This is a genomic window from Photobacterium sp. R1, assembly GCF_054600795.1.
Genome location: NZ_BAAHZP010000457.1, coordinates 1 through 281, shown reverse-complemented (window position 1 = coordinate 281; position 281 = coordinate 1). Strand labels below are relative to the sequence as shown.

The 281-nt window shown below is 58.4% G+C and carries 1 pseudogene; it reads left to right on the top strand.

The window, feature by feature from the left end:
- A pseudogene (locus ACYP03_RS25840) lies at positions 1 to 281 on the top strand (peptidase M23); the annotation flags it as partial.

Genomic DNA, 281 nt, shown 5'->3' with positions numbered 1-281 from the left:
GAAAAGCAATGAATCACGCCTGATCGCCGAAATTGCCAAAGCCCGGAAAGCCGCCGAGGAAGCGGCGCGTCAGGCCAGAGTCAATATGGATGGACTGGGCAAATACAAAGGCAAGTTACCCTGGCCGGTCTCGGGCAATATTCGCCACGCGTACGGTAGTCCGCTTCAGGGTGAGCTGCGCTGGAAAGGCATGGTGATCAGTCAAGCCGTGGGCAGCGAAGTGAAAGCCGTCCATGGCGGTAAAGTCGTCTTTGCCGACTGGCTACGCGGCTACGGCCTGA